General features: G+C 67.9%; 22 protein-coding genes. 13 read left to right on the top strand and 9 right to left on the bottom strand.

Annotation, left to right across the window (positions count from 1 at the left end; all coding sequences use genetic code 11):
- Positions 1–39: 39 nt before the first annotated feature.
- From Q5716_RS06475 to Q5716_RS06465, 3 genes are read right to left on the bottom strand one after another with little or no spacing between them, the layout of a single operon-like run.
- Positions 40–822 (bottom strand): glycerophosphodiester phosphodiesterase family protein, encoded by a 783-nt coding sequence (locus Q5716_RS06475; RefSeq protein WP_305002265.1) that lies wholly within the window; start codon positions 820–822, stop codon positions 40–42.
- On the bottom strand, positions 797–1711 hold the full coding sequence (locus Q5716_RS06470; RefSeq protein ID WP_305002264.1) for an SPFH domain-containing protein: 915 nt from the start codon (positions 1709–1711) through the stop codon (positions 797–799). Before Q5716_RS06470 ends, Q5716_RS06475 begins: the two co-directional genes overlap by 26 nt.
- Positions 1708–2175, bottom strand: coding sequence for an NfeD family protein (locus Q5716_RS06465; RefSeq protein WP_305002263.1), 468 nt, complete (start codon positions 2173–2175; stop codon positions 1708–1710). Before Q5716_RS06465 ends, Q5716_RS06470 begins: the two co-directional genes overlap by 4 nt.
- Positions 2176–2265: 90 nt before the next feature.
- Here Q5716_RS06465 and Q5716_RS06460 point away from each other — a divergent pair, with 90 nt between their 5' ends.
- Genes Q5716_RS06460 through Q5716_RS06440 form a run of 5 tightly spaced genes read left to right on the top strand, consistent with a single transcriptional unit; the run spans position 2266 to position 4799 of the window.
- A complete protein-coding gene (locus Q5716_RS06460; protein WP_305002262.1) occupies positions 2266–3039 on the top strand; it encodes an SDR family oxidoreductase in 774 nt (257 codons plus the stop codon).
- The gene (locus Q5716_RS06455; protein ID WP_305002261.1) at positions 3039–3497 is read left to right on the top strand and encodes an NUDIX hydrolase; all 459 of its coding nucleotides are present in this window, start codon (positions 3039–3041) and stop codon (positions 3495–3497) included. The genes Q5716_RS06460 and Q5716_RS06455 overlap by 1 nt, the downstream gene beginning before the upstream one ends.
- Positions 3497–3961 carry a heme-binding protein gene (locus Q5716_RS06450; protein ID WP_305002260.1) on the top strand — a complete coding sequence of 155 codons (465 nt, stop codon included), beginning with the start codon at positions 3497–3499 and terminating at the stop codon, positions 3959–3961. The genes Q5716_RS06455 and Q5716_RS06450 overlap by 1 nt, the downstream gene beginning before the upstream one ends.
- On the top strand, positions 3961–4386 hold the full coding sequence (locus Q5716_RS06445; RefSeq protein WP_305002259.1) for a helix-turn-helix transcriptional regulator: 426 nt from the start codon (positions 3961–3963) through the stop codon (positions 4384–4386). Before Q5716_RS06450 ends, Q5716_RS06445 begins: the two co-directional genes overlap by 1 nt.
- Entirely contained in the window at positions 4383–4799 is a 417-nt protein-coding gene (locus tag Q5716_RS06440) for a VOC family protein (protein ID WP_434056592.1), read from the top strand. The genes Q5716_RS06445 and Q5716_RS06440 overlap by 4 nt, the downstream gene beginning before the upstream one ends.
- An 80-nt stretch (positions 4800–4879) precedes the next feature.
- On the opposite strand, the gene Q5716_RS06435 is transcribed toward Q5716_RS06440, so the two are convergent.
- Together Q5716_RS06435 and Q5716_RS06430 are read right to left on the bottom strand one after the other, a co-directional pair.
- Complete coding sequence (locus tag Q5716_RS06435; protein ID WP_305002257.1) at positions 4880–5290, bottom strand: carboxymuconolactone decarboxylase family protein; 411 nt, start codon at positions 5288–5290, stop codon at positions 4880–4882.
- Positions 5287–6108 (bottom strand): MBL fold metallo-hydrolase, encoded by an 822-nt coding sequence (locus tag Q5716_RS06430; protein WP_305002256.1) that lies wholly within the window; start codon positions 6106–6108, stop codon positions 5287–5289. The genes Q5716_RS06435 and Q5716_RS06430 overlap by 4 nt, the downstream gene beginning before the upstream one ends.
- A gap of 47 nt (positions 6109–6155) precedes the next feature.
- Here Q5716_RS06430 and Q5716_RS06425 point away from each other — a divergent pair, with 47 nt between their 5' ends.
- Positions 6156–6740, top strand: coding sequence for a TetR/AcrR family transcriptional regulator (locus tag Q5716_RS06425; protein ID WP_305002255.1), 585 nt, complete (start codon positions 6156–6158; stop codon positions 6738–6740).
- A 29-nt stretch (positions 6741–6769) separates the two neighbouring features.
- Here the strand turns inward: Q5716_RS06425 and argG are convergent, their stop codons facing one another.
- Entirely contained in the window at positions 6770–8197 is a 1428-nt protein-coding gene (gene argG / locus Q5716_RS06420; protein WP_305002254.1) for an argininosuccinate synthase, read from the bottom strand.
- A 48-nt stretch (positions 8198–8245) separates the two neighbouring features.
- On the opposite strand from argG, the gene Q5716_RS06415 reads away from it, so the two are divergent.
- The 3 genes from Q5716_RS06415 (at position 8246) to glpK (ending at position 11485) form a co-directional block, all read left to right on the top strand.
- Positions 8246–8614 (top strand): YchJ family protein, encoded by a 369-nt coding sequence (locus Q5716_RS06415; protein ID WP_305002253.1) that lies wholly within the window; start codon positions 8246–8248, stop codon positions 8612–8614.
- Between the two features lie 41 nt (positions 8615–8655).
- On the top strand, positions 8656–9918 hold the full coding sequence (locus Q5716_RS06410; RefSeq protein WP_305002252.1) for an alpha-hydroxy-acid oxidizing protein: 1263 nt from the start codon (positions 8656–8658) through the stop codon (positions 9916–9918).
- Positions 9919–9982: 64 nt separating this feature from the next.
- Positions 9983–11485, top strand: coding sequence for a glycerol kinase GlpK (glpK, locus tag Q5716_RS06405; protein ID WP_305002251.1), 1503 nt, complete (start codon positions 9983–9985; stop codon positions 11483–11485).
- Here glpK and trpD read toward each other — a convergent pair.
- Entirely contained in the window at positions 11482–12537 is a 1056-nt protein-coding gene (trpD, locus tag Q5716_RS06400) for an anthranilate phosphoribosyltransferase (protein WP_305002250.1), read from the bottom strand. The two genes, glpK and trpD, sit on opposite strands and share 4 nt — an antisense overlap.
- A gap of 78 nt (positions 12538–12615) precedes the next feature.
- Here trpD and ctaE point away from each other — a divergent pair, with 78 nt between their 5' ends.
- Genes ctaE through qcrB form a run of 4 tightly spaced genes read left to right on the top strand, consistent with a single transcriptional unit; the run spans position 12616 to position 16783 of the window.
- Positions 12616–13251: an aa3-type cytochrome oxidase subunit III gene (gene ctaE / locus Q5716_RS06395; RefSeq protein WP_305002249.1), complete on the top strand. Its 636-nt coding sequence runs from the start codon at positions 12616–12618 to the stop codon at positions 13249–13251.
- Between the two features lie 20 nt (positions 13252–13271).
- Positions 13272–14060 (top strand): cytochrome bc1 complex diheme cytochrome c subunit, encoded by a 789-nt coding sequence (gene qcrC, locus Q5716_RS06390; RefSeq protein ID WP_305002248.1) that lies wholly within the window; start codon positions 13272–13274, stop codon positions 14058–14060.
- 30 nt (positions 14061–14090) lie between these two features.
- Positions 14091–15164 carry a cytochrome bc1 complex Rieske iron-sulfur subunit gene (gene qcrA / locus Q5716_RS06385; RefSeq protein WP_305002247.1) on the top strand — a complete coding sequence of 358 codons (1074 nt, stop codon included), beginning with the start codon at positions 14091–14093 and terminating at the stop codon, positions 15162–15164.
- 47 nt (positions 15165–15211) lie between these two features.
- A complete protein-coding gene (gene qcrB, locus Q5716_RS06380; protein ID WP_305002978.1) occupies positions 15212–16783 on the top strand; it encodes a cytochrome bc1 complex cytochrome b subunit in 1572 nt (523 codons plus the stop codon).
- A gap of 47 nt (positions 16784–16830) precedes the next feature.
- Here the strand turns inward: qcrB and Q5716_RS06375 are convergent, their stop codons facing one another.
- Together Q5716_RS06375 and Q5716_RS06370 are read right to left on the bottom strand one after the other, a co-directional pair.
- Positions 16831–17319 carry a GrpB family protein gene (locus Q5716_RS06375; RefSeq protein ID WP_305002246.1) on the bottom strand — a complete coding sequence of 163 codons (489 nt, stop codon included), beginning with the start codon at positions 17317–17319 and terminating at the stop codon, positions 16831–16833.
- Positions 17320–17395: 76 nt separating this feature from the next.
- Complete coding sequence (locus Q5716_RS06370; protein WP_305002245.1) at positions 17396–17833, bottom strand: cytochrome c oxidase subunit 4; 438 nt, start codon at positions 17831–17833, stop codon at positions 17396–17398.

Here is a 17833-nt window from a genome sequence, read left to right as displayed (position 1 = left end):
GACAGCGAGCTCACAGCGAACAAGGGTCCGCGCGTCAGTTCACGACCGCGATCGGACGACCTCGAGCGCGAGATCGGCGCGGTCGGTGACGATTCCGTCGACCCCGAGATCGAGCAGTTCGCGCATCCGGATCGGGTCGTTGACGGTCCAGATGTGCACCTCGACGCCCGCGTCGTGAAGCCGCTCGATGATTCGCGGGGTCGTGACCCGGATGCCCGCCGCCCGTTCGGGCACCTGCACCGCGACGAGCCCGCGCAGGGCCCGCGCCGTCGCGAGCCGCGCTCCGGACCGTGCGGACAGCAGTGCGGCAAGGAAGCGGGACGCCGAGGCACTCGACGCCACTCCGGGCAGGAGGGCGACGCCCGCCTGCCGGCGCGCCTCGCTGAACGACGTCACGAGGACGCGGTCGAGCGCGCCGAGATCGCGAATCGCCTTCGCAGCCGGCGCGACGGCGCCTATCGCCTTGAGGTCGATGTTGAACCGGGTCTCGGGGAACGCGTCGAGCGCCTCCGCGAGCGAGCAGAACGACTGGCCCTCGCCCAGGTCGATGCGGCGCAGCTCGGCGAGCGTCAGCTGCTCGACCCGGATGTCGCGACCAGCGACTCGCTTGAGGTCCTGGTCGTGGCATACCACCGCGACGCCGTCGAGGCTCGCCTGGATGTCCGTCTCCACGTACTCCGCTCCGGCCCCAATCGCGTGCGCGAACGCGAGCAACGTGTTCTCGGGTGCGTCGACGGCGAGGCCGCGGTGCGCGAGCACCCGGGGTCGGGCGGGGGAGAGGTAGTGCGAGCCGGCGCTACTTGGGCGCCGGACCCTTGCCACCGAAGAATCCTTCGCTGATCCCCTTGAGCGCCTCGGTGAGCTCCGACGGGATGATCCAGAGCTTGTTCGACTCTCCCTCCGCGAGCTTCGGGAGCGTCTGGAGGTACTGGTAGGCGAGCAGCTTGCTGTCGGGGTCGCCGGTGTGGATGGCGTTGAAGACCGTGGTGATGGCCTCGGCCTCACCCTGCGCCCGCAGCACCTGGGCCTTCGCGTCGCCCTCCGCCCGGAGGATCTCGGCCTGCCGGGCGCCCTCGGCCTGGAGGATCTCCGACTGCTTGAGTCCCTCGGCGGTGAGGATGGCGGCGCGGCGGTCCCGCTCGGCGCGCATCTGCTTCTCCATCGAGTCCTGGATGGACACCGGCGGATCGATCGCCTTGAGCTCGACGCGGCTGACCCGGATGCCCCACTTGCCGGTCGCCTCATCGAGCACGACGCGCAACTGGCCGTTGATGTTGTCGCGGCTCGTGAGCGCCTCTTCGAGGTTGAGGCCACCGACGACGTTACGCAGCGTGGTAGTCGTGAGCTGCTCGACGGCGCCGAGATAGTTCGCGATCTCGTAGGTCGCGGCACGGGCATCCGTGACCTGGAAGTAGACGACGGTGTCGATCGAGACGACCAGGTTGTCCTCGGTGATCACCGGCTGGGGTGGGAAGGACACCACCTGCTCGCGCATGTCGATGAGCGGACGGAGCCGGTCGATGAACGGCACGAGCAGGTTGAGGCCGGGCATGAGCGTCTTGTGGTACTTGCCGAGGCGCTCGACGATCCCGGCGTTGGCCTGCGGGATGATCCGGATGGAGCGGAACAGGATCACCAGCACGAAGATCGCGACGATCGCGATCAGGATGATGAGGATCAACTGGCCGAAGATCTGGCCGGCGTCGGTCATGAGGCGGTCCTTTCCACTGGGGCGACCACGGCGGTCGCTCCGTCGATGGCGGTCACGGTGATGCGCTGTCCCTCGACGAGGGGTTCGTGGTCGTCACGGCGAGCGGTCCAGGTGTCGCCGTTCGAGAGCTTCACGTGGCTCGCGTTCCCGGAGTAGTCATTGGTGACGACACCGGTCAGGCCGATGAGGGCCTCGACGTTGCTCTTGGCCGGGTCGGCGCCGCGCTTGAGGGCTCGCAGCAAGGCCGGCCGGACGACGAAGAGCAGAAGGATCGAGAGTACACCGGCAATGATGACCTGCAGCCACCAGGGAGCGTTCAGCAGCCCGGAGACCAGCCCGCCCAGGCTGCCGACGGCGAGCATGAGGAAAGTGAACTCGAGAGTGGTCACCTCGATGATCACGAAAACCAGGATGAGTGCCAGCCAGACGATCCAGGCGTAGGTCGTCAGGAAGTCCAGAAGCATGAGCGGCACCTCTCGCGTGTCGGTTCGCTATTGAAACTAGCACCTGCCGAGAGCGCGGTGCACGGGGGCTCCTTGCTAGTCTCGACTGCTGTGAGCGACTCCGCAGTGAATCCCCTGGCCCCTGGCTCCCTCGAGGGCAAGCGCGTGCTCGTCACGGGCTCGTCCCGTGGCATCGGCGCCGATACCATCAGCTACTTCTCCGAGGCGGGCGCGCGCGTCGCGATCAACTACCGCAACAAGGAGGCACGTGCTCTCAAGCTCGTCGAGCGGCTGAGCGGCAACGGCGGTGAGGCGATCGCCGTGGGTGCCGACCTCACCGACCCGGAATCGGTGGCCGCGCTCGTGCAGACCATCCGATCCGCCTTCGGCGGCCTCGACATCCTCGTGCTGAACGCCTCCGGCGGCATGGAGAGCGGCATGGCCGAGGACTACGCGATGAAGCTCAACCGCGACGCGCAGGTCGACTTCCTGCAGGCGGTTCGCCCGCTCCTCGACAGCGGGTCGCGCATCGTGTTCGTGACGAGCCACCAGGCCCACTTCATCAAGACGGTGGAGACGATGCCCGAGTACCTGCCGGTCGCCCTCAGCAAGCGGGCGGGGGAGGACGCGCTTCGGGAGCTCATCCCGGGGCTCGAGGCCGACGGGATCGAGTTCGTCGTCGTCTCCGGCGACATGATCGAGGGCACGATCACCGCGACGTTGCTGCAGCGGGCGAACCCCGGTGCCATCGAGGCGCGCAAGGAGGCGGCCGGCCGCCTCTACAACGTGGGGGAGTTCGCGGCCGAGGTCGCCCTCGCCGCGGTCGAGCCGATTCCCGCACACCACACTCGGTACGTCGGCGACATCTCGGACTTCCAGCGCTGATGAAGGCGGTCGGAGTGCACCGGCTCACGAGCCGCGTGCTGCTCTTCGACCGGGACGACCGGATCCTGCTGTTCCTGACGACGGCGCCCGATTCGAGCGGAATGGCTCGCTGGATCACGCCGGGCGGGGGAGTGGACCCGGGGGAGTCTCACCATGAGGCCGCCGTGCGCGAGCTGTTCGAGGAGACCGGCTTGCGCATCGACGAACTGGGCGCGCCCGTCTGGGCCCACGACTTCGATGTCGAGTGGGATGACGCGGACCACGACACCGGCCACGCCGAGTTCTACACGGCGGTCGTCGACGCCTTCGACCCATCCTCCGAGCACTGGACGGATGAGGAGCGGATCGACGTGCTCGCACACCGCTGGTGGAGCCTCGCCGAGCTCATCTCGACTGACGAGCCCTTCGAGCCGAAGGAGCTGGTGAGCCTCGTGCGCCGCCAGTTGCCGTCCTGCTGATGACCGACCTTCCCGATTTCACCATCGAGGAGCTCGAGGAGCTCACCCGCATCGACCTCGGCCTGTTCGGTAATGAGGAGGCGGTCGATCTGGGCCTGAGCGCCGTCGAGGTCATCACGGAGCGCGAGCTCAACCTTTCGGTCGACGTCGTCGTTCGGGACGACCTCGCTTTCCGCGCGCGCCTCGGCTCCACGGGACCGGACAACGATCCGTGGCTCCAGGGCAAGGCCGCGGTAGCCCGTCACTTCGAGGAACCCTCGCTTTTGGTGCGACGGCGCCTCGAGGCATCCGGGCAATCCGTGCAGGACTTCGGACTGAACCCCGACGTGTATCGCGCCCACGGCGGTTCGATCCCGCTGCGGGCCGGGGGACTGGTGATCGGCACGATCACGGTGTCGGGGGAGCCCGATGTCGTGGACCACGAGGTGGCCGCGGAAGCGCTGCGCAGGTTCTTGGACCGCTGATGGCGACGCTGTCGGATCTCGCGCTGCTCCGGAAGGTTCGCGATCGTATCGACCGTGAGTACGCGATGCCGCTCGACGTCGAGTCGCTCGCGCGCGGCGTCGGCATGTCCGCGGGCCACCTGAGCCGCCAGTTCAAGCTCGCGTATGGAGAATCCCCGTACTCGTACCTCATGACGCGACGGATCGAGCGGGCGATGACGCTACTGCGCCGCGGTGAGCTCAGTGTCACCGAGGTGTGCTTCGCGGTGGGATGCTCGTCGCTCGGCACCTTCAGCACGAGGTTCACTGAACTCGTGGGCGTGCCTCCGAGCGTCTACCGGCGGGAGGCGGCGTCCCTGGCGGGCATTCCCGGGTGCACGACGCGCGTCATCACGCGGCCGGTCAGGAATCGAGAAGCGCGATCGGATGCCGCCGCTCTAGCATGACCGGCATGGAACTCACGATCTCGGCCAGTTTCCTCCCGCACACCGACCCGGAGGCCTCGCTCGCGTTCTACCGCGACCTGCTGGGCTTCGAGGTGCGACTCGATGTCGGATACCAGGACATGCGGTGGATCACCGTCGGCCCGCCCGGACAGCCGGGCACGTCCATCGTCCTGCAACCGCCGACGGCCGACCCGAATCTCAGCGACGACGAGCGGCGGACCATCCTCGAGATGATGGCCAAGGGCACGTACGCGGGGATCCAATTGCGAACTCCTGACCTTCAATCACTTTTTGAGGTCCTGGAGTCCGGTGGCGCGGACATCGTCCAGGAACCGACGGATCAGGACTGGGGCAAGCGGGACTGCGCCGTGCGGGATCCCGCCGGAAATCTGCTGCGCATCGAGCAAGCCTGAGGTTGCCCGGGGCGCCGGCGCGATCCGGCCGGGGTCGAAACGCGGTTCTCGCAGCATCCTGCTTCACCCGATAATGCACATTATGTCAAGTGGCGTATGTCGGAGCCCCGTGGCCCCTCCTGGCTGCCACTCCCCAGCACCGCGCGCATGGCCAGCGATGTCGAGGGCTGACCGACGTACGCGGTGAGCAGGATCATGAGTTCGGTCAGGCCGTCATCGTCCAGGCCCTCTCGACGCGCCACCCGCAGGTAGACGGCGAGTCGATCGTCGGTGACCCCCTGGGCCACGAGGGCGGCGATCGTGGCCACGCTTCGGTCGCGGTCGGTCAAGTGCACTCCCGACCAGCCGGGTCCGCCGGCAGCGACGTAACTCTCCGCCACGAAGGCCGAACCCGCCCGGCTCTCCATCAGGCGCTGGGCGGTGGCGTCGTCAACACCGAAGTTGCGAGCATAGACGGCGCGACCAGCGGTGAGGCGATCCTGATCGCTCAACGAAGTGCCTCGCCGCTCAACGCCGGCACCGACTGGAACGCTCGAGCGTCGTGGGCAGGGATCACGTGGTAGCGGTCCGCCAGCCCGGAGATGCGCTGGAGGTCCTCGCGGATGCGCGCCGGGTCGCTGTCGGCCAGGCGCCTCATGAGCCAGGGACGATCCACCGTGCGCTCGACCGCCTCGAGCTGCCAGGCGAGGTCGCCGATGAAGGCGAACCGCTCCCCCGCCGAGGTACGCACGAAGACGATGACTGAACCGGACGTGTGCCCCACCGCCGGCACAACGACGAGGGAGCCGTCACCGTAGTGGTCGTAGCTGGCAGAGAACCCCTCAAAGGGGCCTTCATCGAAGGCGTAGGTCACGAGGCGCCGGTCGCGGGATACCTCGCTGAAGACTCGGTCACCCGCTGCGCGGCCGGCGTAGGCGATCTCCTCTCTGGTGATCAGCACCGGCACGTCAAGGTCAGCGATGCCGCTCACGTGATCCCAGTGCGAGTGGGTCAGGAGAATCGCCGTCAATCGACCCGGGTCATACCCCGCGTCGATCAGCTGGTCGACGACGGGGGCACCCACCGTGTGCGCAGATCGACGGAAGGCCGGGAGTATTTCGAGATGCCGCTCGAAATCCCGGCCGAATCCGGCGTCGATCAGCAGATCCCCCGACGGATGCCGAACGAGAACAGCAGTAGCGGCGAACTGACGACGGTCGAAGAACGAACCCCCGCGGAAGGCAAACGCTGCGCGAGCGGAGTAGCTCCCCGTGGGAAGCGCGAAAACCTCGATCCCGCTGCTGTGAACACTGGAGTAGTTATTGGACATGTTGTCTATTAACAGCACAACTGTCCTATTTTGTCTAGACTGTGGGAATGGCCGGCACAGCGGAAGTCTCAGACCCCCGGGTCGCGCGCACGCGGCGAGACGTCGTCGCCGCCGCAGCGGAGGTACTCCTCGCCGATGGATGGGAGCACGTGACCCACGCCGAGATCGCCCGACGCTCGGGCTACGCCAGGGGAACGATCTACACCTACTGGCCGCAGCGTCTCGACCTCGTCCGTGATGCGGTGGACTTGATCTGTGATGAGGCGCACCATCCGCAACCGACCGGCGACCTCCGAGCCGACCTCCTCGTCGCCCTCGAGGACTTCGCCGCCGACCTCTCCACCGGTCGCCTTGCGCGCATACTCGGAGGGGTCATCGAACGAACCGGGTCAGACCCCGTTGTCGATCAGCTTCGCCGGCGTCTCTACGACACCGGCACCGCCGGGCTGCGCCGAGCGCTCGAGGTGCACCTCTCCCCCGGCGACGTCGACGTGCCCTTGGCAGTCATGACCGGCGCCGTCCTGGTGCGAGTGGCATTCGACGCCCAGTCGGCGAGCCGCCCGTTCCTCTCGGATGTGGTGGACCGCGCGCTCGCTGGCGTCGCTCGCCCCGAAGAATCGCCAACCCGCTGAAGGCTCAGCGGCCGAGCTGCGCTGCCCTGTCAGTCGGTGCCGAGGTCGAACGCCGAGCCCTCGTTCGCAGCATCCGTCGCGGCCTCGAGCTCCGTCTCGACCGGACCTGCCGTGATGGCGGCGCTCTCCCCTGCCTCGAGGCGACCGATGAGGTCTGCCGTCGGGCCGCCGAGGAGCCCTGCCGCGGCGTACTGCTCAAGGCGCGACCGCGAATCGGCGATGTCGAGGTTGCGCATGGTGAGCTGACCGATGCGGTCGGCGGGACCGAACGCGGCATCCCCAACCCGCTCCATCGACAGCTTCTCCGGGTGGTAGCTCAGGTGCGGCCCCGTCGTGTCGAGGATCGTGTAGTCGTCCCCGCGACGCAGTCGCAGAGTCACCTCGCCCGTGATGGCCGAGCCGACCCAGCGCTGCAGCGACTCGCGCAACATGAGCGACTGGGGGTCGAGCCAGCGCCCCTCGTACATGAGGCGGCCCAGCCGACGACCCTCCGCGTGGTAGTTCGCGACGGTGTCCTCGTTGTGGATCGCGTTGACGAGGCGCTCGTAGGTGACGTGCAGCAGTGCCATCCCGGGAGCCTCGTAGATGCCGCGGCTCTTCGCCTCGATGATGCGGTTCTCGATCTGGTCCGACACGCCGAGTCCGTGGCGGCCACCGATCGCGTTCGCCTCGAGCACGAGGGCGACCGGGTCGGTGAACTCGACCCCGTTGATCGCCACGGGCCGCCCGGCCTCGAAGCGCACCGAGACGACCTCGGTCTCGACCTCGACGTCGTCGCGCCACGCCGCAACGCCCATGATGGGGTCGACGATGTCGAGGCCCGAGCTGAGCTCCTCGAGGTTCTTGGCCTCGTGGGTCGCGCCCCAGATGTTCGCGTCCGTGCTGTACGCCTTCTCCGTGGAATCCCGGTACGGGAAGCCGCGAGCCACGAGCCACTCGCTCATCTCGGTGCGGCCGCCGAGCTCCCCCACGAAGGCGGAGTCCAGCCACGGCTTGTAGATGCGCAGTCGCGGGTTCGCCATGAGCCCGTAGCGGTAGAAGCGCTCGATGTCGTTGCCCTTGTAGGTGGAACCGTCGCCCCAGATGTCGACACCGTCCTCCTTCATGGCCCGCACGAGCATCGTGCCCGTGGCGACGCGACCGAGGGGCGTCGTATTGAAGTAGGTCTTGCCGCCCGACCGGATGTGGAACGCGCCGCACTGCAGCGCGACGAGCCCCTCCTCGACAAGGGCGGTCTTGGCGTCGACGAGACGAGCGATCTCGGCGCCGTACTCGAGCGCCCGCGCCGGGACCTCGCCGATGTTCGGCTCGTCGTACTGGCCGATGTCCGCGGTGTAGGTGCAGGGCACGGCGCCCTTCTCACGCATCCAGGCCACCGCGCACGAGGTGTCGAGACCACCGGAGAACGCGATGCCGACGCGCTCGCCGACGGGAAGACTGCTGAGGACCTTGGACATGCTCTCCAGCCTAGGGCTCGCGCGTGGCCCCCTCGGTACGCTGGCCGGATGCGCTGCCCCTGCGGAACCGGACTGCCCTACGACGAGTGCTGCGGGCCGATCCACCGTCACGAGACGACCGCGGCGAGCGCCGAGCGGCTCATGCGATCGCGGTTCTCGGCGTTCGCGGTCGGCGACGCCTCATGGCTGCTCGAGTCGTGGCATCCGTCGACCCGGCCCGACTCCCTCGAGCTGGACGCCGGACTGCGCTGGTACCGCCTCGACATCCTGTCCCGATCGCGCGGCGGGATGCTCGACAGCGAGGGCGTCGTCGAGTTCGAAGCCCACTACCGCTCCCCCGACGGCGCGGGGTCGCAGCACGAGGCCAGCCGTTTCGTGAGGGAGGGCGGACGCTGGCTCTATGTGTCCGGCGCCTGACGGCGGCTAGTCTCGAACCACTCGATGGTGAGGAGAGCTCTGTGAACGTCGGCCGCGACACCCAGTCCGCGATCTACCGGGCGGGTGCCCAGGGCGGGATGCCCGTGGTCCCCGCCTCCTGGGAGGCGCTCGAGGCAGCCGCCCACCGTGCCATGTCGCCCGCAGCCTGGGCGTACGTGGCGGGATCGAGCGGAGCCGAGGTCACGGCGGCGAACAACCGCGCCGCCTTCGACGCGGTGCACCTCGTTCCCCGCGTGCTGCGGGATGTCTCGACCCGCGACCTCTCCGTGGAGCTCTTCGGGCACCGCTACCCCTCCCCCGTTCTCGCCGCCCCCGTCGGAGTGCTCGAGCTCGTGCATCCGGACGCCGACCTCGCGATCGCCGCTGCCGCTCGGGCGCTCGGGATCCCCTACGTGCTCTCGAGCCAGGCGTCCGTGCCGATGGAGACGGTGGCCACGAGCATGGACGGCTCGCCGCACTGGTTCCAGCTGTACTGGAGCAGCAACGACGAGCTGGTGGAGAGCTTCGTGTCGCGGGCGGAGCGCACCGGTGCGCAAGCGATCGTCGTGACCCTCGATACCCACATGCTCGGCTGGCGGCCCCGCGACCTCGACGTCGCCTACCTGCCGTTCATCCGGGCCCAAGGGATCGCCCAGTACACGAGCGACCCGGTGTTCGCCCGTCTCGTGTCCGAGCGCCTGGCCGCTCCCCCGGCGGCGGGCCCGAAGCCCAGAATCACGCCGACCACTATCCGCACACTTGTCGAGATGTCTCGCAATCACCCCGGCCGATTCGGCAGCAACCTGCGCTCCCCCGCGCCCCGCGCCGCCGTCGAGACGTTCCTGGACGTCTTCTCGCGGCCGAGCCTCACCTGGAACGACCTCGCGTTCCTGCGCGGACGCACGACCCTGCCGATCCTGCTCAAAGGCATCCAGCACCCGGATGACGCATCCCTCGCCCTCGACTACGGCGTCGACGGGATCGTCGTGAGCAACCACGCCGGCCGCCAGATCGACGGCGCGATCGGCTCGTTCGCGGCACTGCCCGCGATCGCCGATCGCGTGAACGGTCGGATGCCGGTGCTCCTCGACAGCGGAGTGCGGTCGGGCAGCGATGTCGCCAAGGCCCTCGCACGAGGAGCCAACGCAGTACTCGTGGGCCGCCCCTACGTGTACGGAATGGCGGTGGCCGGCGCGGCCGGCGCGGAGGCGGTGCTGCGCAACATCATCGCCGAGTTCGACCTCGTCCTGGGGCTCTCCGGGCATCGGTCGGCTTCGGAGCTCGGTCCGGACAGCCTCGCGTGAGTACATTCGTCTCGCCTGGCGCAACGATGCCGCAGCCGACACACCTGCTGGGTACCCTCGAGCCATGAGCACCTTCGTCCTCGCGATCGACCAGGGCACGACGAGCACGCGGGCCATCGTCTTCGACCACTCGGGCAGCGTCGTGTCGGTCGGCCAGCTCGAGCACCGCCAGATCTTCCCCCGCGCCGGGTGGGTGGAGCACGACCCGGTCGAGATCTGGAACAACACCCGCGAGGTCATCGGCACCGCGCTCGCTAAGGCCGACATCACCCGCCACGACATCGCCGCCGTCGGCATCACCAACCAGCGGGAGACGGCCGTCGTCTGGGATCGCCACACGGGCGAGCCCGTGTACAACGCGATCGTCTGGCAGGACACCCGCACCCAGCCGATCGTCGACCGGCTGGCCCGCGGCGACGTCGATCGTTTCAAGGACCGCGTCGGCCTTCCCCTGGCGACCTACTTCTCGGCCACGAAGATCGTGTGGATCCTCGAGAACGTCGACGGGGCGCGGGAGCGCGCGGAGGCCGGCGACCTGCTCTTCGGCACGACCGACTCGTGGCTGCTCTGGAACCTCACCGGCGGCACGCAGGACGGCGTGCACGCGACGGATGTCACGAACGCGAGCCGCACCCTCCTCATGGACCTCGGCTCCTGCGAGTGGGACGAGCAGATCGCAGCCGAGTTCGGGATCCCCCTCTCGATGCTCCCCGCGATCCGCAGCTCCTCGGATGCGTTCGGGGTGATCGAGAAGAGCTCGCTGCTGCGGGATGTGCCCATCACGGGCATCCTCGGCGACCAGCAGGCGGCGACGTTCGGCCAGGCGGCTTTCGACGCCGGAGAGTCGAAGAACACCTACGGCACCGGGAATTTCCTCATCGTCAACACGGGTGAGGAGATCGTGCGGTCGGGCAACGGGCTTCTCACGACCGTCGCCTACCGGCTCGAGGACGAGCCCCCGCGCTACGCCCTCGAGGGGTCGATCGCGGTGACGGGATCCCTCGTCCAGTGGCTCCGCGACAATCTCGGCATCATCTCGAGCGCCGCCGAGGTCGAGGAGCTCGCCTCGAGCGTCGACGATAACGGCGGGGTGTACTTCGTCCCCGCCTTCTCCGGTCTCTTCGCGCCCCACTGGCGGCCGGATGCCCGGGGAGCCATCCTCGGCCTGACGAGATTCGCGAACAAGGGCCACATCGCGCGCGCCGCCCTCGAGGCCACGGCATTCCAGACGCGCGAGGTCCTGGACGCCGCGGACGCCGATTTCGGCGTGCCGCTGACCGAGCTCAAAGTGGACGGGGGGATGGTCGCGAACGAGAGGCTCATGCAGTTCCAAGCCGACATCCTCGGCGTCCCTGTCGTGCGCCCCGTCGTGCCCGAGACGACGGCCCTCGGGGCGGCGTACGCCGCGGGACTCTCGGTCGGATTCTGGGCGGGTCTCGACGAACTGCGGGCGAACTGGCAGGAGGACCGCCGGTGGGAGCCCGCGATGTCCGACGACGACCGCGAGAGACTGCTCCGCGAGTGGCGCAAGGCGATCTCGAAGACCCTCGACTGGGTCGAGGACTAGCGGTTCGTCGCGGCGACCCAGGCCTCGAGCTTCTCCGCGGCCGCGCCCGAGTCGACGACGGAGGCGGCGCGATCGAACTGTGCCCGCAGCCGGTCGAGGATCGGCTCCTGGAGCTGGTCGGGATCCCGCGAGAGCTCCCACGAGACGAGCCCCGCGGCCGCGTTGAGCAGCACGATGTCGCGGACCGGCCCCGGCTCCCCCGAGAGCACTCCGCGCGCGACGCCGGCGTTATAGGCCGGGTCCTTGCCGAGGAGCGCCTCGATCGGCGCGCGCGGGATGCCGAGTTCCGCAGGATCGAGGTCGTGTTCGGTCACCGCTCCCCGCGTGACCTCCCAGATGTGGCTATGCCCGGTCGTCGTGAGTTTGTCGATGCCGTCATCCCCGCGGTAGACGAGTGCGGTCGCACCGCGCGTCTGGAAGACGCCCACCACGAGTGGAACGCGCTCGAGGCTCGCCACGCCGACCGCCGAGGCGTTCGGTCGCGCCGGGTTGCACAGGGGTCCGAGCACGTTGAACAGCGTCGAGATGCCGAGCTCCTTGCGCGTGGGCCCCGCGTGGCGGAACCCCGGGTGGAAGAGCGCCGCGAACACGAAGGTGACCCCCACCTCGTCGAGCACTTGCGCCGTGCGCTCGGGCGAGAGGTCGAGGTTGAGGCCGAGCGCGGAGAGCACGTCGGACGCGCCCGACGCGGAGCTCGCCCCGCGGTTGCCGTGCTTGACGACCGGGATGCCCGCTGCCGCTGCGATCACGGACGCGACAGACGAGATGTTCAGGACGGCGCCGTACGGGTCGCCGCCGGTGCCGACGATGTCGAGTACATCGGGTGAGACGGCCAGCGGCTGGGCGTTTGCGAGCACGGCATCCCGGAATCCGACGATCTCGTCGACCGTCTCGCCTTTGACGCGCAGGGCGACCAGAAGGCCGGCCAGCTGGGCGGACGTCGCCTCGCCCGCCATGACGGACTGCATGGCCCACTCGGCCTCGCTGATCGAGAGATCGCGCCCATCGACGAGCGTTGCGAGGATGTCGGGCCAGGTTCTCTCGATCGCCATGGCCAAATCCTAACGAGGCTGCGCGACTGGCCTGGCGAATGACAAAACGCCGTCTGGGAAATCGACCATAATGGGAGGGTGACCACAGCTTCTCTCCCGCGTTCGACCGGAGTACCCGCAGTCCAGCGCCCCAACACCGTGGCGGTCGGAACGATCGTGTGGCTCGGCAGCGAGGTGATGTTCTTCGCGGGCCTCTTCGCCATCTACTTCACGCTCAAGGCGACGTCGCCGGAGCTGTGGGCGGACCAGACGGCGAAGCTCAACATCACGTTCGCCGCCATCAACACCACGATCCTCGTGCTGTCGTCCTTCACCGCGCAGGCCGGCGTCTTCGCCGCCGAGCGCATGCAGCCTCGCCGCACCGGTTCGCTCCTCCAGTTCCGCCAGTGGGGCATGGTCGAGTGGTTCTTCCTCACCTACGCCATGGGCGCGACCTTCGTCGTCGGCCAGATCTACGAGTACGCGCTCCTCGTGAGCGAGCACGTGAGCCTGTCGAGTGACTCTTACGGATCGGCGTTCTACATCACGACCGGATTCCACGGTCTCCACGTCACGGGCGGACTCATCGCCTTCCTCCTGGTCATCGGCCGGGCCTTCGCCGTGACGCGCTTCGGCCACAAGGAGGCCACGACTGCTGTCGTCGTTTCCTACTACTGGCACTTCGTCGATGTGGTGTGGATCGGCCTGTTCCTCGTCATCTACATCCTGAGATAAGAATCGGACCCCTACGCATCATGGCGAAGAATAAGAAAGCGACCGGCCGCCGTCATCCTCTGGCGAGCGTCGCCCTCCTGCTCATCGGCCTCATGGCCTCCGGCGGCGCGTACGCGCTCTTCACGTCGAGCGCGACGGCGGAGACTCAAGCCGCCCAGGACGCGCTCGTGGAGGAGGGCGGCAAGCTCTTCGCCGCGAACTGCGCGACGTGCCACGGCATGGCCCTGCAGGGTACGTCGCAGGCCCCCAGCCTGGTCGGCGTCGGTGCTGCCGCTGTCGACTTCCAGGTCGGAACGGGCCGCATGCCGATGGCCGCGACAGGACCGCAGGCCGAGCAGAAGCCCCCGCAGTTCACTGAGGAGCAGATCGCCGCCCTCGCCGCCTACGTGGCTTCCCGCGGCCCGGGCCCGAGCATCCCCGACGAGAAGTACCTCCAGGGCGACGGCGACGCCGCGATCGGTGCCGAGCTCTTCCGCATCAACTGCGCGATGTGCCACAACGTCGCGGGTGCGGGCGGCGCTCTCACGGAGGGCAAGTTCGCTCCCCCGCTGACCGACGTCGAGGCCGTCTACGTCTATGAGGCGATGCTCACCGGCCCGCAGAACATGCCGGTGTTCAACGACCACAACATCTCGCCCGAGGACAAGGCGAACATCATCACGTACCTCAAGTTCCTCGACGAAGAGCCCTCCGTGGGCGGATTCGGACTCGGCAACCTGGGCCCCGTGTCGGAGGGCCTATTCATCTGGATCTTCGGACTCGGTGCGATCGTCGCGATCACCGTGTGGCTCACGGCCAAGTCCAACTAGCAGCGCCGCTCGACGGTTGAAGGGATAAGAATGGCGAAGGACCACGACCCGACTGACGGCGCCGCCGTCGGCTCGACAGTCGAGAAGCACGGCGCGAACCCGCCGTCCCACGGCACTGCCGTGGTGGTCGCCGACGAGGTGCAGAACCCGGGCTTCCCGCCCTTCCGCCCGCGCGTCACCGACCTCTCCCCGGAGAAGGAGAAGCAGGCCGAGCGCCGCGTTTCCGCGTGGTTCTTCGTCTCGATCATCGGAAGCGTGCTCGCGATCGTCGCGTACATCGTGTTCCCGATCCACGAGGGCGACCTGCTCTCGGTCCGCCTGAACAACCTGTTCCTCGGCCTCGGAATCACCCTGGGGCTTCTCGGTATCGGAATCGGCGCGGTTCACTGGTCCAAGGCCCTCATGGACGGCCACGACCTCGTGGAACTCCGCCACGGCACACGCGGCACCGACGAGACGCGTGCCAAGGCGGTCGAGGTATTCCAGCTCGGCAACAAGGAGTCCGGCTTCACCCGGCGCAAGCTCATCCGCAACTCCCTCATCGGTGCTCTCGCGGTGAGCCCGCTCCCGGCGGTCGTGCTCTTCCGTGATCTGGCGCCCGCCGAAGACCCGGTGGCGCTCCTCAAGCACACGATGTGGGACAAGGGTGTGCGCCTCACCCGCGATCCCTCGGGAACCCCGATCCGCGCTTCGGAGGTCACTCTCGGCTCCGCCTTCCACGTGATCCCCGAGGGTCTCCTCGAGTCCGACCACAAGCTCGAGGAGAAGGCCAAGGCTGCCGTTCTTCTCGTCCGCCTCAAGCCGGAGGACCTGCACGTCTCCCCCGGACGTGAGGACTGGAGCTACGCCGGCATCGTCGCGTATTCCAAGATCTGCACCCACGTCGGATGCCCGGTCGCGCTGTACGAGCAGCAGACGCACCACCTCCTCTGCCCGTGCCACCAGTCGCAGTTCGACATCTCGCACGAGGCGAAGGTCATCTTCGGACCGGCCAAGCGCCCCCTTCCTCAGCTGCCCATCACCGTCGACGAGGAGGGCTACCTCGTCGCACGCAGCGACTTCACCGAGCCCGTCGGCCCGAGCTTCTGGGAGCGTGAGCTGTGACCACGACCGCACCGACCACCGAGACCAAGCCGGAAACGGGGCGCGGCATGCGCTTCGTCGGCTGGGCGTCGAACTACATCGACGAGCGCACGAGCATCTCCGGTCTCGTCCGCGAACTCGGCCGGAAGATCTTCCCCGACCACTGGTCGTTCATGCTCGGCGAGGTCGCGCTCTACAGCTTCATCGTCATCCTGCTGTCCGGAACGTTCCTGACGTTCTTCTTCCAGGCGTCGATGGTCCCGGTGATCTACGACGGATCGTATGTGCCCCTCAAGGGCATCGAGATGTCGGTCGCGATGCAGTCCACTCTCGACATCTCGTTCGATATCCGCGGCGGACTGCTCATGCGCCAGGTCCACCACTGGGCAGCCCTGCTCTTCGTGGCGTCGATCGGTCTGCACATGCTGCGGGTGTTCTTCACCGGTGCGTTCCGCAAGCCGCGAGAGATCAACTGGGTCATCGGCTTCGTGCTCTTCATCCTCGCGATGGCCGAGGGTTTCACGGGCTACTCGCTCCCCGACGACCTGCTGTCGGGTAACGGACTTCGCATCATCGACGGGATGGTCAAGGGAGTTCCGATCGTGGGCACGTGGATCTCCTACCTGCTCTTCGGCGGCGAGTTCCCGGGCTTCGACATCGTCGGACGTCTCTACGTGCTCCACATCCTGCTGCTGCCGGCAATCCTCATCGCCGCGCTCGGTGTGCACATGGTGCTCCTCGTCATCAACAAGCACACCCAGTTCGCTGCTCCGGGGCGCACCAACGACAACGTCGTCGGCGTGCCGATCATGCCGGTGTTCGCCGCGAAGGCCGGTGGCTTCTTCTTCATCATCTTCGGCGTGATCGTCCTCATTGCCTCGCTCTTCCAGATCAACCCGATCTGGGCGTACGGGCCCTACGACCCCTCCCCCGTCTCTGCGGGAACCCAGCCGGACTGGTACATCGGGTTCGCGGACGGCGCACTGCGCCTCGTTCCCCCGGGCTGGGAGGTCGTGATCTTCGGCTTCACCCTGTCGCTCAACATCCTGATCCCGCTGCTCGTTCTGCCGCTGTTCCTCGCGATCGTCGCCTTCTACCCCTTCCTCGAGGGGTGGATCACGGGTGATAAGCGCGAGCACCACATGGCGGACCGCCCTCGCAACGCGCCGACCCGGACGGCGATCGGAGCCGCGGGTGTCACCTTCTACGCAGTCCTCTGGGCTGCTGCGAGCTCCGACCTCATCGCGACCCACTTCAAGCTGACCATCGAGGGCGTCATCAATGCGCTCCAGGCGCTGCTGTTCGTGGCACCGGTGGTGGCGTACTTCGTGGCCAAGCGGGTCTGTCTGGCCCTCCAGAAGAAGGACCGGGAGATCGCCCTGCACGGCTTCGAGTCCGGCCGAATCGTGCGCCTTCCGGGCGGCGAGTACATCGAGGTCCACGAGCAGCTCGACGAGTACGAGCGCTGGAAGCTCGTGAGCTACACCGACTACAAGCCGCTCATGATCCGCCCCGACGAGCGTGGACGCATCACCGTGCGCCAGCGCATCCGTGCCGGATTCTCGCGCTGGTTCTTTGAGGACCGCATTGAGCCGGTCAAGCAGACTGAGCTCGAGGCGGGCCACGGCGAGCACCACTAGCCGGCGTCGCGTCGTGAGGCCCCGGGACCTCCCGGGGCCTCACCGCGTTAACCCCGCTCCCGGGACCGCGAGAGCAGCTCCGAGACGATCGCGGCCTTGCCCTCGGTGTAGGCCGCCCGGTCGTGGGGCAGCAGGTGCGCCAGCGAGCGCTTGACATCGGAGTACCGGACGGCGTCCTCGGTTGAGGCACGCAGATGGTCGCGGAGGTCGGTGTGGTCGCGGTGCGGCGCGCTGCCGCGCACGACGCGGTAGAGATGATGAGGCGGCAGATCCGGGCGGGACTCGAAGGCCTCACGCCCGGGAATCCCTCCATCTCCCTCATGAGCCCATCCTGCGGCCCCGAGAAGCGCCAGAACCCCCGCCACGGAGTCCGCGGACTCGATGACGACATCGACGTCGACGATCGGCTTCGCGAGGAGACGGGGCACGCTCGTGCTCCCGACATGCTCGGCCACGAGCCCCTCCGGAAGCGCGTGGCGAATGCGCTCGAACCAGCTCGGCCAGCGCTCGTCGTACTCGCTCAGATGCACGTGCACCGTCCGAGGCTACTGGGGAACGGCAAGGGCCGCTCCCCCCGTCGCAACGACGGCGGAGCGGCCCGTGCACGACGCTCTAGCGGGCGAAATATCCGCGGTAGTACTCGTAGACCCACCCGACGATCGCGACGAGGAGGAGGCCCACACCGATGAACGAGATCCAAGGTCCGACCGCCAGGCCGAGCACGACGATCGCCGAGGAGAAGGCCAGCACGATCGGCCACCAACTCCACGGGCTGAAGTGACCCTGCTCGGCCTCCCCGTCGTCGACGTCTGCGTCGAGGCGGTCCTCCGGCAGCTCTCCGCCCTGCGAGCGGAGCACGAGGCCGAGGTAGAAGGCGATGAGCACGGCGAGGATGCCGGTCAGGAGGATCGCGACAGAACCCACCCACTCGATCCGGAGCCACCAGTGCTCCTGGTCCGGGTGCGAGAGGAAATACCAGACCGTGTAGACGATGTCCGCGAAGAAGAAGAATCCGGCCAGGATCCAGAACATCCGGAAATTGGTGCGCAT

It is taken from the genome of Antiquaquibacter soli (genome assembly GCF_030580675.1).
Lineage (GTDB): Bacteria > Actinomycetota > Actinomycetes > Actinomycetales > Microbacteriaceae > Rhodoglobus > Rhodoglobus soli.
Note: the sequence above shows the minus strand (reverse complement) of the source record. Positions and strands in the feature narration are given on the sequence as shown.